The 13,502-nt window shown below is 71.3% G+C and carries 13 protein-coding genes; 4 read left to right on the top strand and 9 right to left on the bottom strand.

What is annotated here, in order from left to right; translation table 11 throughout:
* Positions 1-38: 38 nt before the first annotated feature.
* The 8 genes from ccsB to hemL all read right to left on the bottom strand — a co-directional run bounded on the left by ccsB (position 39) and on the right by hemL (position 8,612).
* Positions 39-1,109 (bottom strand): c-type cytochrome biogenesis protein CcsB, encoded by a 1,071-nt coding sequence (gene ccsB, locus ACH4KB_RS25360; RefSeq protein WP_398068195.1) that lies wholly within the window; start codon positions 1,107-1,109, stop codon positions 39-41.
* On the bottom strand, positions 1,106-2,974 hold the full coding sequence (locus ACH4KB_RS25355) for a cytochrome c biogenesis protein ResB (RefSeq protein WP_398068194.1): 1,869 nt from the start codon (positions 2,972-2,974) through the stop codon (positions 1,106-1,108). Before ACH4KB_RS25355 ends, ccsB begins: the two co-directional genes overlap by 4 nt.
* A gap of 4 nt (positions 2,975-2,978) precedes the next feature.
* On the bottom strand, positions 2,979-3,761 hold the full coding sequence (locus ACH4KB_RS25350) for a cytochrome c biogenesis CcdA family protein (RefSeq protein ID WP_398068193.1): 783 nt from the start codon (positions 3,759-3,761) through the stop codon (positions 2,979-2,981).
* Positions 3,762-3,765: 4 nt separating this feature from the next.
* On the bottom strand, positions 3,766-4,368 hold the full coding sequence (locus tag ACH4KB_RS25345) for a TlpA family protein disulfide reductase (RefSeq protein WP_398068192.1): 603 nt from the start codon (positions 4,366-4,368) through the stop codon (positions 3,766-3,768).
* A gap of 67 nt (positions 4,369-4,435) precedes the next feature.
* Positions 4,436-5,704, bottom strand: coding sequence for a hypothetical protein (locus ACH4KB_RS25340; protein WP_398068191.1), 1,269 nt, complete (start codon positions 5,702-5,704; stop codon positions 4,436-4,438).
* Between the two features lie 410 nt (positions 5,705-6,114).
* Positions 6,115-6,495 carry a hypothetical protein gene (locus ACH4KB_RS25335; protein ID WP_398068190.1) on the bottom strand — a complete coding sequence of 127 codons (381 nt, stop codon included), beginning with the start codon at positions 6,493-6,495 and terminating at the stop codon, positions 6,115-6,117.
* An 84-nt stretch (positions 6,496-6,579) separates the two neighbouring features.
* Positions 6,580-7,308: a histidine phosphatase family protein gene (locus ACH4KB_RS25330; protein ID WP_398068189.1), complete on the bottom strand. Its 729-nt coding sequence runs from the start codon at positions 7,306-7,308 to the stop codon at positions 6,580-6,582.
* Positions 7,305-8,612 carry a glutamate-1-semialdehyde 2,1-aminomutase gene (hemL, locus tag ACH4KB_RS25325; RefSeq protein WP_398068188.1) on the bottom strand — a complete coding sequence of 436 codons (1,308 nt, stop codon included), beginning with the start codon at positions 8,610-8,612 and terminating at the stop codon, positions 7,305-7,307. Before hemL ends, ACH4KB_RS25330 begins: the two co-directional genes overlap by 4 nt.
* A 295-nt stretch (positions 8,613-8,907) precedes the next feature.
* Here hemL and ACH4KB_RS25320 point away from each other — a divergent pair, with 295 nt between their 5' ends.
* On the top strand, positions 8,908-9,492 hold the full coding sequence (locus ACH4KB_RS25320; protein WP_073746161.1) for a hypothetical protein: 585 nt from the start codon (positions 8,908-8,910) through the stop codon (positions 9,490-9,492).
* Positions 9,493-10,051: 559 nt separating this feature from the next.
* On the opposite strand, the gene ACH4KB_RS25315 is transcribed toward ACH4KB_RS25320, so the two are convergent.
* The gene (locus ACH4KB_RS25315; protein ID WP_398068187.1) at positions 10,052-10,654 is read right to left on the bottom strand and encodes a TIGR03086 family metal-binding protein; all 603 of its coding nucleotides are present in this window, start codon (positions 10,652-10,654) and stop codon (positions 10,052-10,054) included.
* Positions 10,655-10,737: 83 nt separating this feature from the next.
* On the opposite strand from ACH4KB_RS25315, the gene ACH4KB_RS25310 reads away from it, so the two are divergent.
* The 3 genes from ACH4KB_RS25310 (at position 10,738) to ACH4KB_RS25300 (ending at position 13,484) form a co-directional block, all read left to right on the top strand.
* Positions 10,738-11,559 carry a DUF6597 domain-containing transcriptional factor gene (locus ACH4KB_RS25310; protein ID WP_398068186.1) on the top strand — a complete coding sequence of 274 codons (822 nt, stop codon included), beginning with the start codon at positions 10,738-10,740 and terminating at the stop codon, positions 11,557-11,559.
* Positions 11,560-11,677: 118 nt separating this feature from the next.
* The gene (locus tag ACH4KB_RS25305; RefSeq protein ID WP_398068185.1) at positions 11,678-12,412 is read left to right on the top strand and encodes a Mut7-C RNAse domain-containing protein; all 735 of its coding nucleotides are present in this window, start codon (positions 11,678-11,680) and stop codon (positions 12,410-12,412) included.
* A 313-nt stretch (positions 12,413-12,725) separates the two neighbouring features.
* Positions 12,726-13,484, top strand: a complete 759-nt coding sequence (locus ACH4KB_RS25300) for an SDR family NAD(P)-dependent oxidoreductase (protein WP_398068184.1) — start codon at positions 12,726-12,728, stop codon at positions 13,482-13,484.
* Positions 13,485-13,502 lie beyond the last annotated feature (18 nt).

The following is a 13,502-nucleotide window of genomic DNA, read 5'->3' as shown; positions in this document are numbered from 1 at the left end:
CCGCCGTGGTGGTGTGCTGGCTCAGACCGTGTGCTGTCTCAGACCCCCGCGTAGGAGTGCAGGCCGGAGACGAAGATGTTCACGCCGTAGTAGTTGAACAGCCAGCAGCCGAACGCGACGAGCGCCAGGTAGGCGGCCTTGCGGCCCTTCCAGCCGGCGGTGGCGCGGGCGTGCAGATAGGCGGCGTAGGCGACCCAGGTGATGAAGGACCAGACCTCCTTGGGGTCCCAGCCCCAGTACCGGCCCCAGGCGTCGCCCGCCCAGATCGCGCCGGCGATGATCGTGAACGTCCACAGCGGGAAGACGGCCGCGTTGATCCGGTACGAGAACTTGTCCAGCGTGGACGCCGAGGGCAGCCGCTCCATGACCGAGGTGGCGAACTTGCCGGGCGTGCCACCGGAGGCGAGCTTGCTCTCGTAGGTGTCGCGGAAGAGGTAGAGGACCGTGCCGACCGCGCCGAGGTAGAAGACGGCCCCGCAGATGATCGCGGTCGAGACGTGGATCCACAGCCAGTACGAGTGCAGCGCGGGCACCAGCTGGTCGCTGTCGGTGTAGAGCGTCGTGACCGCGATGCCGAGGTCCAGCAGGACGGTGGTGACCAGCGGGAGTCCGATCCAGCGGACGTTCTTCTTCAGGGCGAGCAGCACCAGGTAGGAGCCGACCGCCACCGTGGAGAAGGTGATGGAGAACTCGTACATGTTGGCCCAGGGGGCCCGCTGCACCGACAGGGCGCGGGTGGCGACGCCGCTCGCCTCGACGAGGAAGGCCACCACGGTCAGCGAGACCGCGATCCGGCCCCACAGGTCGCCCTTGAACGTGCCGCCGGCCGCACCCGGGCCGTCGGGCACGTCACGCGTACCGGTGGCGGAACGGGTGACGACCTCGGGCCGGTCCAGCACGGCCGTACCACCGGCCTGAGCCTTCTTCACGGGGGCGGAGGCTCCGGGGGCGGACAGCGCGGCGGCGGTGCGGCCGACCTTGCTGCGGCTGCCGAGCACCCACTCCGCGATGTGCGCGAAGAAGGCCAGGGTGTAGACGGCCATCGACGAATAGATCAGCACATTGCTGGTGTTCGCCAGGCTCTCGTTGGTTGCGGCGGCGAGATTCACTTCTCAGCCCCTTCGGCAGGTGCTTCGGCAGGATGTACGGGCCGGCTCCCGGCCTCGTTCGTGGCATCGGTCGCGGCGCCGGTCGTGGCGTCGGTCGCGGCGTCGGTCGTGGCGTCGGTCGTGGCGTCGGTCGTGCCGGGCCCGTCCGGCGTGTCCGGTTTCTCCGGCGTGTCCGGGGCCTCCGCGGCGGCGGGGGCGACGGGCGCCGTGGTGACCAGGACGGCCGACAGGTCGCCCAGCTCCTCGGGGAGCCTCGCGGACTCGCTGCGGCCCAGGCCCGCCATCTCCACGACCGTGACGCCGTCGGCGCCCCGGACCGCCCGCACCCACACGCGGCGGCGCTGGATGAACAGCGAGCCGGCGAGACCGGCGATGGCGGCGACGGATCCGCCGAGCGCCCAGCCGTTGCCGGGCTGCTGCGAGATCTGGAAGCTGGCCCACTCCTCGACGCCGTCGAAGGTGATGGATCCGGCGCCGTCGGGCAGGTCCAGCTTCTCGCCCGGCATCATCATCTTCTTGAGGAGCTCGCCGTCCTCGCCCTTGAACTCCTTCATCTTGGACGTGTCCAGCTGGTAGACGTTCTGCGCCAGCCCGGAGTCGACGCCAAGGGAGCCGTGGTAGGCGCTGAGCGCCAGTACGGGGAAGTCCAGGGCGGGGAACTGCGAGAACATCTGGCCCTTGCCCTCGCCGGCGAAGGTCGGCACGAAGAAGGCCTTGAAGCCCAGCTGGGTCTTCTCGCCGTTCTTGTCCTTGTAGCCGTCCATCACCTTGATGGCGCCGGACGAGGTGATGTTGTTGTCGATCGGCAGCAGCGGGACCGCGGACCGCGAGACGACCTTCCCCTTGCCGTCCCGGACGGTGACGACGGGGGCGTAGCCGTGGGCGATCAGATAGATCTTGGTGCCGTCCACGACGAGCGGCTCGTTGACCTTGATGACGTCCTTGCGCTCGGCGCCGTCGGCCCCCTCGGTGTACGTCACCCGGGCCTCGAAGGTCCGCGGGGTGCCGCGCTGCGGGCCGCTCTTCTCGTACGTACCGACGAACTCGTCGAGCACGAAACTGAACGGGGCCAGCGAGTCGGAGTCGTAGAGCGAGCCCGACCTGAAGTCGTCGTACTGGGTGAGCGTGTTGGAGAAGCCGTCGCCCTCGACGATCAGCTTGCCGCCCTCCGACTTGAAAAGCTGCCCGGAGGCGAAGGCCACCAGCATCACGATCAGGGCGATGTGGAAGACCAGGTTCCCGGCCTCGCGGAGGTAGCCCTTCTCGGCGGCGACCGCGTCACCGACCTGGTGCGTACGGAAGCGCCGCTTGCGCAGGACGGCGAGGGCCGCCGCACGGACCTCCTCGGGCTCGGCCTCCGTGCGCCAGGTGGTATACGCGGGCAGCCGGGTCAGCCGCTTCGGCGCGCCCGGCGGGCGGCTGCGCAGCTGGCCCACGAACTGGCCGGTGCGCGGCACGATGCAGCCGATGAGCGAGACGAACAGCAGGATGTAGATCGCGGAGAACCACACCGAGCTGTAGACGTCGAAGAGCTGGAGCTTCTCGTAGATCGGGGTGAGGGTGGTGTGCTGGTCCTTGAAGGCCTGCACCTTCATGTCGTCGACGCTGGTCTGCGGGATCAGCGACCCCGGGATGGCCCCGAGGGAGAGCAGGAAGAGCAGGATCAGCGCCACCCGCATCGAGGTGAGCTGACGCCAGAACCAGCGCGCCCAGCCGATCACGCTCATCGCGGGTACGCCGGCCCCCGTGTCGGGGCGCTCCTCGCGGGGCGCGGTGGAGAGCTGTTCGCCCGCCGCGCCATGGGCGGAGCCCTGGTCGCGCTCGGCCTCGCGCTGCCGCGTCTGCGTGCTGTTCGCCTTGCTCATGAACTCAGATCCCTACAACGAAGCCGCTGGACCAGCTCTGCATGTGCTGCATGAGCGTGGCCCACACACCGGTCAGCAGCAGGATTCCGGTCACGATCATCATGCCGCCGCCGATCCGCATCACCCATGCGTAGTGGCGCTTGACCCAGCCGAACGCGCCGAGCGCCCTGCGGAAGGCGACCGCGGCGAGGATGAACGGGACACCGAGACCGAGACAGTACGCGACGGTCAGTATCGCGCCGCGCCCGGCGGTGGCGCTGTCGGTCGACAGCGCCAGTACGGAGGCGAGGGTGGGGCCGATGCACGGCGTCCAGCCGATCCCGAAGAGCGCGCCGAGCAGCGGCGCGCCGGCCAGTCCGGCCACCGGCCGCTTGTGGATGCGGAACTCGCGCTGCGTCACCCCCGGCAGGAGCCCCATGAAGAAGACGCCCATGAGGATCATCAGCACGCCGAGGACCTTGTTGAGCACCTCGGAGTGCACCTGGAGCTCTTGGCCGAAGTAGCCGAAGAGCGCGCCGGTGGAGGCGAACACCACGGTGAAGCCGAGGACGAACAGCGAGGCGCCCGCCACCACCCGGCCCCGTCGCGCCTCGGCGAGGTCGGTGCCGCTGACGCCGGTGACGTAACTCAGATAGCCGGGTACCAGCGGCAGGACGCAGGGCGAGAAGAAGGAGATGAGACCGGCCAGCAGGGCGAGCGGCAGAGCGAGCAACAGCGCCCCGGACAGGACGGTGTCGTTGTACGCGGCCAGCGTGACGGTCTCGTGGTGGGCGGCGAGCGGGATCACCGGATCACTTCTCCGCGATGATCGGGTCGATCATCTTGCGCAGCTCGTCCGCGTCGAGCGCCTGGAGCGTGCGGGCGGCGATCTTCCCGTCCCGGTCGAGGACCACGGTGGACGGGATGGCCTGCGGGTTCAGGGTGCCCTTGGGGAAGCGGAGGATGAGCTTGCCGATCGGGTCGTAGAAGCTCGGGTACTCGACCCCGTAGTCCTTCTCGAAGTTGATCGCCTTGTCCCGCTCGGGGTCCCTGGTGTTGATGCCGATGAACTGGACGCCCTGGTCCGCCGTCTCCTCGGAGACCTGCGCGAAGTACTTCGCCTCCAGCCGGCAGGGGCCGCACCAGGAGCCCCAGACGTTGAGCACGACGACCTTGCCCTTGTAGTCGGCGAGGTCGAGCGGCTTGCCGTCCAGACCCTCGCCGTCGAGCTTCGGCGCCGCCACCCGGTCGCTCTTCGCGACGGTGGAGATGCCGCCGCTGCCGGTGATGAAGTTGGTGTTGCCACCGCCTCCGGCCTTACTGCCCTCGCCGCACGCGGACAGCGTCAGGGCACCGGCCACAGCGGTGGCGGCGAGCAGGGTGAAGCGGCGTCGGGACGCGCGGCCAAAGCTCATGTGAAAAGTTTCGCATGGCGGATTCCGGGCTCCCCCGCGCCCCCCTCGGTGCCCGTAAAGCCCCTTGTCAAGCCTGTTTAAAGAAGGAGTTCCAGCCGCCGGCGGGCGCCTGTCCGACGTCCAGCGTCCGGAGCTTGGCGAGCACGGCGGGATCCTGAACGTCGAGCCAGTCGACGTACTGCCGGAACGACACGAGACGCACGTCGTCCTTGTCCGCCACCTTCTTGATCACTTCTTCCACGGCGTCCATGTAGATGCCGCCGTTCCACTCCTCGAAGTGGTTGCCGATGTAGAAAGGCGCGCGATTCGATTCGTACGCACGCCGGAAACCGGCGAGGTACGCTCCGGTCGCCTGAGTGCGCCAGCCCGGATAGCGCGAGGGCATGCCCTTCGTCGAATTCTGCGACTGATTGGCGAGGATGTTGTAGTCCATCGAGAGCACCTCGAAGGAGTGCCCGGGGAACGGCATCGCCTGCAACGGCAGATCCCAGACGCCGCCGCGCTTCACGGGCCAGGTCTGACGGCCGCCCGGCGAGCTGGCGTCGTAGCGCCAGCCCAGTTTGCTCGCGGTCGGCAGGAGATTGTCCTGGCCGAGCAGGCAGGGTGTGCGGCCGCCGATCAGTTCCTTGCGATAGTCGAACGGAAGCGGATCCTCGTTCTCCCAGCCGGTGTTCGTCCGCCATTCCGTGACGAAGGACACAGCCTGATTGATCTCGCTGTGCCATTGGGCGGGCGTCCAGCGCTCGACGGATCCGGAACCACCGCAGAAATGCCCGTTGAAGTGGGTGCCGATCTCATGGCCGTCCAGCCACGCCTGGCGCACGTACTTCAGGGTGTCCCTGACGTGATCGTCGGTGAGATAGCCGATGTCGGAGGCGCCGCGGGGGTTGTTCGGCGGACGGTAGAAGGATTTCTTCGACTCGGGCAGCAGATAGATACCGGAGAGGAAGAACGTCATGGCCGCGTCGTGTTCCTTGGCCAGTTCGAGAAAGCGCGGAAAGAGCCCGTTGCCGACCTCGCCCGCGCCGTCCCAGGAAAAGATCACGAACTGCGGCGGCTTCTGGCCGGGTTCGAGCGGGACGGGCGCCTGCGGCTGGTTGGGCTGTTTTCCGGTGTCGGCGGTCGAGCCGTCACCGATCAGCCGGACCTTGTTCTTCGGCGCGCCGTGTCCGTTGCCGTTGCCGTTGCCGTTGCCACTGGTGCCCGCGTCGCCTCCGCCGCCCTGGCCGGGCCCTCCGTCGTCGGAGGAGCCCGAGGCGCCACAGCCGGCGAGGCCGATCGCGGCTGCGGCGCCGAGCCCCGCCCCGAGCAGGCCCCTTCGATTGATCTCGCGCATGCCGTCCCCATCTGCGGTCGTTTTATCTCAAGCCCATACAAACTGCTGAAGGGTTAGATGGGGCGCGTAACACGTCGGTTCCGTGCATTTGGGGACTTTCTTTACGCTTTACCCCGCAGCCCGACCGGCGGTCCGCCCGAGATCCGGGCGCGATGTCCGTACGACGCTCGCACGCGCTTACGGGCAGCCCTGATGGGGGACGCGGAAGTGACCCTCCGCAGTTCTGCCGTCGGCCGACGGATCACCGACCGGTTTCGGGGTCACCGGTCGGCGCCGACGGATCGGCTTCCCTGGATCGGCTTCCCTGGATCGTCGAACTCACGCACGAGCGCGGAGGCGGCCCGTCGGCCGCCCTGGGTCCTGCCGTCACACTGCCGTCTGCCGGGCGGCGGTGTGACGACAGGCCCTGGCTAGCGGAAGGTCTCCACCAGGGCGTCGGCCAGGAGCCCCTGCCAGCAGGCGTGGTCGCGGCCGCCGTTGTGAACGGTGCGGACGACCCGGTACCCGCGGGCGCGCAGCGCCGGGACGAGAGCCTCTCCGTACTCGGCCGAAGCGGCCCCGTCGTGCAGGCCGAGGGCGAGGTGGACGACGGGGCCGGAAATCCGGTCCTCGCCGGGCGTGGCCCGGTCCTCGCCGGCCGTGGTCCGATCCCTGCCGGCCGTGGCCCGATCCCCGCCGTCGGGCAGCAGGTCCGCCTCCCCCGGGGCCCTTTCCTCGTCGTCCGGCCGCCCACCCGGCGAGGGCGACTGGACGAGAACCCGGAAGCTGATTCTCTGTCGGGTGGTGCGCAAAACAGGTGGTGCGGAAAAGGGGACGGGACCGCCCGCCGCGGTGCGCGGCAGCCGGTCCCGTACGTCCCGTCCCGTGGCGTCGGACTACGCGCCGAACGCCTTGGACTGCCCCTTCGCGGCCTTTCCCTTCACCGGCTTGGCCCCGGCCAGCAGGTGCACGGGCACCAGGTCGCGGGCCGGCTCCGAGTAGCCGACCGAGACGATCCGGTCGCCCCGGTAGGTGAAGCTCGTCAGCGAGGCCAGCGTGCACTGCCGCTTGCGCGGGTCGTGCCACAGGCGGCGGCGCTCGACGAAGGAGCGCAGGATCCAGATCGGCAGCTGATGGCTGACGCAGACCGCCTCGTGACCGCGCGCCGCGTCCCGGGCGGCGTCGAGCGCGCCCATCATCCGGACGACCTGCTCGATGTACGGCTCACCCCAGGACGGCTTGAACGGATTGGTGAGGTGCTTCCAGTTGTCCGGCTTGCGGAGCGCGCCGTCGCCGACGCCGAAGGTCTTGCCCTCGAAGACGTTGGCCGCCTCGATCAGCCGGGCGTCGGTGGCGAGGTCCAGGCCGTGCGCCTTGGCGACGGGGGCGGCCGTCTCCTGGGCGCGCTCCAGCGGGGAGGACACGACATGGGTGATGTCGCGCTGCGCCAGGTGGTCGGCAACCCGGTCGGCCATCTTCCGGCCGAGGTCGGAGAGGTGATAACCGGGTCGGCGCCCGTAGAGCACACCGTCCGGGTTGTGCACCTCGCCGTGCCGGACCACGTGCACCACGGTCAGCTGCTCGTCGCGGCCGACGCTCTCGTGGCCCGTGCTCTTCTCGCTCATGCGGTGGCCTCCGCCGCGGCACGGGCGGCGCCGGGCAGGGCGGCGGCGATGCGCTCGACCGCCCGCCCGTCGTGGGCCGTGGAGACGAACCAGGACTCGAACGCCGAGGGCGGCAGATAGACGCCCTGCTCCAGCATCGCGTGGAAGAACGCGGTGAAGCGGAAGACGTCCTGCTTCTTGGCGTCGTCGTAGTCCCGGACGGGCTCGTCCGTGAAGAAGACGGAGAACATGTTGCTCGCGGCGGACACGGTGTGGGCGACGCCCTCCTTGGTGAGCGCGTCGCCCACCAAGGAGCGCAGCTCGGCGGAGACCGCGTCGATCTTCGCGTACGCCGCGTCGTCCAGCAGCCGCAGCTGGGCGAGCCCGGCGGCGGTGGCGACCGGGTTCCCGGAGAGTGTGCCCGCCTGGTAGACCGGGCCGGCCGGGGCCAGGTGCGCCATCACGTCGCCGCGACCGCCGAAGGCCGCCGCGGGGAAGCCGCCGCCCATCACCTTGCCGAAGGTCATCAGGTCGGGCCGGACACCGTCGACGCCGTACCAGCCGGCCTTCGACGTACGGAATCCCGTCATGACCTCGTCGGAGATGTACAGCGCGCCGTTCGCCGCGCACAGCTCCTTGAGGCCGGCGTTGAAGCCGTCCGCCGGGGGGACGACGCCCATGTTGCCGGGCGAGGCCTCGGTGATCACGCAGGCGATCTCGCCCGGGTGCGCGGCGAAGGCGGCGCGCACCGCGTCCAGGTCGTTGTACGGCAGCACGACGGTGTCCCCCGCCGTGGCGCCCGTGACGCCCGGGGTGTCGGGCAGTCCGAAGGTGGCCACGCCCGACCCGGCGGCGGCCAGCAGCGCGTCCACGTGCCCGTGGTAGCAGCCGGCGAACTTCACGACCTTCGCCCGGCCCGTGAAACCGCGGGCCAGCCGGATCGCCGACATGGTCGCCTCGGTGCCGGAGGAGACCAGGCGCACCTGCTCGACGGGGTCGATCCGCGCCACGATCTCCTCGGCGAGCGCGACCTCGCCCTCGCCCGGCGTACCGAAGGAGGTGCCCCGGGAGACCGCCTCCTGGACAGCGGCGATGACCTCGGGGTGAGAGTGGCCGAGAATCATCGGTCCCCACGAGCACACGAGGTCGACGTACTCGCGGCCGTCGGCGTCGGTGAGATAGGGCCCGGTGCCGGACACCATGAACCGGGGCGTACCGCCCACGGCCCGGAAGGCGCGCACGGGAGAGTTCACGCCGCCGGGCGTCACGACGGACGCCCGGTCGAACAGCGACTGCGAAACTGGGGCTTCGTATGAATACGCCACTTTGGTCCTGATCTGCGATTCGGGTATCGGGAGGCCGGGCCGGGAAATCCCTAAGAATCTCGGCCACCGGTGAGCAGGGAGCGCGCTCCCCTCGTATCACGAAAGAGCGTCAGTCCCCTCGCGTCTGCGAAACTGGGCCGACATAGGGAAAGCTCACACATGCCATGGTGTCAGAGGCACGCACGGTCCTGCGGGCAGGTGTTTCACCGCACGCCGGCGGGGGAGGTCACTGACACGATGATCGGGTTGCGCGGCGGGGGCTGTGTCTCCTAAGAAGTAGTCGGGTGGATGAGATATGCATCGCGGTGGCGGAGTGGGCGAGGGTACCGACGACCTGGGGCCCGAGCCGGCCCGGCGAGGGCGGCACCGGCGCAGGGCCGAACGCGCCCAGAGCAGGGGCGCGGACAGCACGCCGCCCCCGGGGACCAGGAGCGGGGGCGGGATGGGGGTGACGTACAAGTACTTCGGCGCCCCCGACGGGGCCACCGCCGCACGCGTGCCCATCTCGATGCGCCCGGAGGAGCTCGGCGGTGACGAGCTGGGCATGGGCGGCATGTTCACCAAGATCAAGCCGGAGACCGTGGCCGCCATGGTCCTGACCGGGATCCAGGGCATACCCCTGCACAAGGTCCCCCCGCTCGAACTGGTCGTCCTCCACCCCGACTACGCCGTGGTCAAGCTGCCGATGACCGTCGTCGACCCGCTGCGCGGCGTCGGCGAGGAGTCGGTCGGCGCGGCGGCCTTCATCTGGTCCACGGTCCCCGACCGCGGCGGCCCGCGCGACGCCTTCAACGTCTACCAGCTGCTCCACGAGTGGCAGGACTTCTCCCACCGGCTGCACGACGCGGGGCATCAGGCGTACTGCCTGGTCTGGCCCTGATACGGGGACGAGCGGGGTTCGGCGGAGCGGGCTTCGGCGGAGGCGGCGGAGCGGGGTTCGAGCGGCGTCGCCCTCCGGAGCCCGCTCCCACGCGGCGTACCCCGGAGCTCGCCCGCACGCGGTGAGCCGGTGCGGCGTCAGCCGTCGCCCGCACGCGGCCGCGCGGCGTCGGCCGTCGACCATCGGACATCAGCCGTCGACCATCGGCCGGTTCGAGCCAAATATCGTGACGATTTGGCCGACAGCCGGTCTTCAGCCGGCCCACACGGCACGCCGATGCACAGGACCCCCGACCACTTGGAGGCCCGCCGTGGGCGACGTTCTGCCGGCCCCGTCCCTCCCCGTGCTCGTCTTCGGCGGCGGCATCCACGCGGCCGGCGACTGCTGGTGGCACGCCGTAGACATCCGGCGCCCCCGTCCACGTCGTACACCCATCGGGCGGCCCGGCTCGCGGAGCAGGAGATGCTGCTCCTCGCCGAGGAGATCGTCGACGACGCGCACGCCGCCCTCGGCCCCCTGGACGACGCCCCGGGCCACCCCGGTCCGCCCCCGGGCAGCCTCAGCCCCCGGTCGTCCCGGAGGGCTCGGCCGCCCCTCCCGGACGCCACCCCGGATCGCGCCCCGTCACCGCCAGCAGCCGCTCGAAGGCGGTAGCCCCCTCCCCCACCGGGAACGGCTCACCGAACACCTTCATCTCCCGGGCCTGCGGGGCCATCGCCGCCAGCCCCGGCCCCAGCTCGTCGAGCACGCGCTCGTCCGGCACGAAGTCCGCGCCGGTCGCCCGCGCCAGGTCCCAGGCGTGCACGGTCAGATCGCCGAGCACCATGAGCCCCACCGTCCGGGCCGGCAGCCCCATCTGCCCGGTCGTGCCCTCCTCGACGCCCGGCACGCTCCACGCCTCCACCAGCCGGGCGGTCTCGGCACCGAACCTGCCCCGCCAGTCGCCCGCCACGAACTCCGGCTCCTGGCTGAAATCCACCTCCTCGCGGGCCGCGAGGGCCTGGAAGTTCACGACCACCAGGAACAGGTGGTTCAGCAGCGCCCGTACGTCGTACTCGGCACAGGGCGTACCGCCGCCCAGCTGCCCGTCGTCGATCCCCCGCACGACGGGCAGGGCCCGGTCCGCGGCGGCTTCCAGCAGTTCACCGATCGTCTGAGTCATGCCTCCACCCTGCGCCCGCGCGCCGCCGGGCGTCTTGAAGAAACACGACAGGCGTTCCGAGGGCGCGGGACTAAAATCGGGTCATGGCCCCCGGACCCCGCCGCGACACCCGGGGCATCGTCGACGCCCCGGACCTGTTCGCGCACGTGCGCTTCCGCCGCCGTGAACCCGCCGACGGGCTGCGCCCGTATCTGGAGCACTACTGGCTGATCGACTGGGACCTCCCCGAGCCGTACGCCGCCCATGTGGTCCCGCACCCGTCGGTGAACCTGGTCTTCCAGCGGTACGAAGCCGGGGACGGCCCCCGGGAGCGGTCCGGGTACGCCGAGGTCGCGGGCGTCGACCCCGGGCTCTTCGCCCGGAAACTGTCCGGGCGCGGCCGGGTCTGCGGGGTGCAGTTCCGGCCCGGCGGGTTCCGCCCGTTCGCACCCGGACGCCCGGTGTCCGCGTGGACCGGGCTGCGGTCCGACGCCGCCGGGGCGCTGCGACTGCCGCCGCCTGTCCGGGGCGTCCTGGACCCGGACGACGAGGACACGCGGGTCGCGGCACTGGACGCCTTCCTGCTGGCCCTGGAACCCCGCCCCGATCCGCGGGCGACGCTGGCGATGGCCGTCGTCGACCGGGTGCGCGCGGACCGCACGGTGCTCCGGGTCGACCGGCTAGCCCGGGACGCCGGGCTCTCCGCCCGCTCCCTGCAACGGCTCTTCTCCGCGTACGTCGGCGTCGGCCCCAAGTGGGTGATCCTCCGCTACCGCGTGCACGAGGCGCTGGAGCGCGCCGGATCCGACCCGGCCGTCGACTGGGCGCGGCTCGCGGCGGACCTGGGCTACTGCGACCAGGCCCATCTGGTGCGGGACTTCACCGCGACGGTGGGCGTGCCCCCGACGGCGTTCGCCCCGCGTTGACGGCGGCCGGGCACGGCACCGCACGCACATCCACCCGCACATCCCCGCGCCCGTCCGGTCCCCGCACGCCCCGCCAAACCCCTGGCAGCCCGTCCCGTCCCGGTGGCATCCTGACCGGGTGAACGGACCCGAGATCACCATCGAAGTAGCCCCTGAGCTGCGACTCTTCGTTCCGCACGACCGTCGCGGCGGGCCCACGCCCCTCGTCACGGACGGCTCCTCGACCCTCGGCCATGTCATCGAGTCCCTCGGCGTGCCGCTCACCGAGGCCGGAACACTGCTGGTGAACGGCGCCCCGGTGGCCCGCTCGCATGTGCCCGGCCCTGGCCAACACGTCGACGTACGCGCCGTGGAACGCCCCCAGCAGGTCCCCGGCGCCCCCCTGCGCTTCCTTCTCGACGTCCATCTCGGGACGCTGGCCCGCCGCTTGCGGCTCCTCGGCGTCGACGCGGCGTACGAGAGCGAGGACATCGGCGACCCCGCCCTGGCCACCCTCTCCGCGCGGGAGCGGCGCGTCCTGCTCTCCCGGGACCGCGGGCTGCTGCGCCGCCGCGAGATCTGGTCGGGGGCGTACGTCTACAGCGACCGCCCCGCGGAGCAGCTCCGCGACGTCCTCGGCCGGTTCGCCCCGGCCCTGGCCCCGTGGACCCGCTGCACCGCCTGCAACGGCACCCTGGCCGGGGCCGCCAAGGACGCCGTGAGCGGGCTCCTCGAACACGGCACCCAGGAGGCGTACGACGTGTTCGCCCAGTGCACGGAGTGCTCCCGGGTGTACTGGCGCGGCGCCCATCACGGCCACCTGGAGACGATCGTGTCCGAGGCGATGGCCGAATTCGGGGGCGCGCCGGCCTGAGGGCTGCGGTTCGGGTCATGACAGGGACGGACCGCAGGCCCGGCGCGGGGCGCGAACCCCGGCCGGACAGGGCGCAGGCCCGGCGCGGACTCCGGCCGGACGGACCGCAAGCCCGGCGCGGACCACGGCCGGACGGACCGCAAGCCCGGCAGGGACCCCAGCCGGACAGGGCGCAGGCCCGGCGCGGACCCCGGCCGGACGGGGCCGCAGGTCCGTTTCGCGGCCCCCTGCCGTGGCCTCCCGCGGGCGGGGCGTCCCGCACCGCCTGCCTATCCTTCTCCCCGTACCCGATCAGCAGTCCGAGGAGATCGCCATGGCCGCCACCCCCATCGCCGTCATCACCGGCGCGAGCAGCGGCATCGGCGCCGCGACCGCCCGTACGCTGGCCGCCGCCGGCTTCCGGGTCGTGCTGACCGCCCGCCGCAAGGACCGTATCGAGACGCTGGCCGCCGAGATCACCGAGGCGGGTCACCAGGCGACGGCCTACCCCCTGGACGTCACCGACCGCGCGGCGGTCGACGAGTTCGCCACCGCGTTCCGCTCCCTCGCCGTCCTCGTCAACAACGCGGGCGGGGCGCTCGGGGCCGACCCCGTCGCGACCGGCGATCCCGCCGACTGGCGGCAGATGTACGAGACCAACGTGATCGGCACGCTCAACGTCACCCAGGCCCTGCTGCCCGCCCTCACCGCGAGCGGCGACGGCACGATCGTGATCCTCTCCTCCACCGCGGCGCTCTCCGCGTACGAGGGCGGCGGCGGCTACGTGGCGGCCAAGCACGGCGAACACGTCCTGGCCGAGACCCTGCGGCTGGAGATCGTCGGCACCCCGGTCCGCGTCATCGAGGTGGCCCCCGGCATGGTGAGGACCGAGGAGTTCGCCACCACCCGCTTCCGCGGCGACACCGAGAAGGCCGCCAAGGTCTACGCGGGCGTCGACGCCCCGCTGACCGCCGAGGACGTGGCCGACACCATCGGCTGGGCCGTCACCCGCCCCAGCCACGTCAACATCGACCTCCTGGTGGTCCGCCCCCGCGCCCAGGCCTCCAACACGAAGGTCCACCGCACCGGGTGATCCCGGCTCACGCCTTGA

It is taken from the genome of Streptomyces sp. NPDC017520 (genome assembly GCF_044329855.1).
In the GTDB taxonomy this organism is placed as follows: Bacteria; Actinomycetota; Actinomycetes; order Streptomycetales; family Streptomycetaceae; genus Streptomyces.
Note: the sequence above shows the minus strand (reverse complement) of the source record. Positions and strands in the feature narration are given on the sequence as shown.